The 1,258-nt window shown below is 34.4% G+C and carries 1 protein-coding gene and 1 pseudogene; both read right to left on the reverse strand.

The window, feature by feature from the left end; all coding sequences use genetic code 11:
* Positions 1-428 (reverse strand): annotated as a pseudogene (locus H8S17_RS16100) (hypothetical protein); the annotation flags it as partial.
* 146 nt (positions 429-574) lie between these two features.
* The coding region (locus tag H8S17_RS16105) for a hypothetical protein (RefSeq protein WP_186867893.1) at positions 575-1,258 on the reverse strand (684 nt) is incomplete at its 5' end.

Raw genomic sequence — 1,258 nt, forward strand, 5'->3', positions numbered from 1 at the left:
GCATTCAAAGAATCTACATCTGCTGTCATTGCATTAATCTTCTCTTTTAAATCTTTCATTTCATCTTCTGTCAAATATTCAGAAGCATTTTCGTCCAGCCATTTTTCAAAAACCTCTGATTGATTTTCCGAACAGCCTTCAAACGCATTTTGTTCTCCAGAAATGGAAGTTGCTTTCAAATCTAATTTGAATAAATTTTCACATTTATATTCTGCTGGTATCTCTCTTATTTCTCCATTAATAGATGAAAAATGCATTGTATGAAAATCTGATACCTTATTACGAGCAGTCTCAACTAACTTTCTTGCTGAATCACTGATTTTCACATCATCCTCCGAAATAATATTCTGAGGAACAGTTGTTTTCTTCTCAACCTTATTTTTTATCATCTCTGGATTATTAATATACCTATTTCCTTGAACTTTCATAGCAACCTCCTTAAGTTAGTCCACACTTTCTATACTTCTTTATCTATCTTGCTCGATGTCAAAGAACCTGCATCTATTTTCAGGTAATCTACATCACTGTCATTGCTCAATGAACCAATTTGATATTTTCCTTTTATCGAATCCTCTTATGCCTTAATATCAAAACTTGATCTATCAGGTGCAGAAATACTCACAGATTCTGCTACAAGGCTCTGTGTCATACTTTTTACATCATTACCAGTTACGGATAAGGTATAATCACCCGTTTCTTTTCCTTCTGCCGATTTTTCTGCACGTTTCTTTGCAGCTTTTTCTTCCTCTGCTTTTTTAGCAGCTCTTTTTTCTTTTATCTTTTCCTCTTTTTCTCTGTTCTCTTTTGCCTTTCGTTCAGCATTCTCTTTCGCTATTTTCCCATCTGGATCATTTGTACAAGATGCTGTCTCTATAATATTTCCGTTTGCATCAATCATATAACTCTGATTTGTCACAGTGCCCAAACATCCATTAATCGTATCTTTTGTACAATCCGGAATGGCTGCTAAGTTTTCCTCCAAATACTTTGCTTTTTCCGGATCATTCATGCACTTTTGTAAAAATGCACTTGAAACAGATACCGTTGTCGGAATACCCTGCATTGAAGTCAGCCCTATATTCATATAATGGTATTTTCCTTGCAAGTATTTTGAATAATCATTTACATTACTATACCCTGTCTTAATCTGCTCTGTTTTTGTCACACCGGGACGTGATGTTTTTAATTCAACTGTACTTGTTGTCACGTTGCCATCTTTTGTATTTGTACTATCCTTTTCACTATCTGTTTTTTTTAC

The sequence above is a fragment of the Roseburia zhanii genome (assembly GCF_014287635.1).
In the GTDB taxonomy this organism is placed as follows: domain Bacteria; phylum Bacillota; class Clostridia; order Lachnospirales; family Lachnospiraceae; genus Roseburia_B; species Roseburia_B zhanii.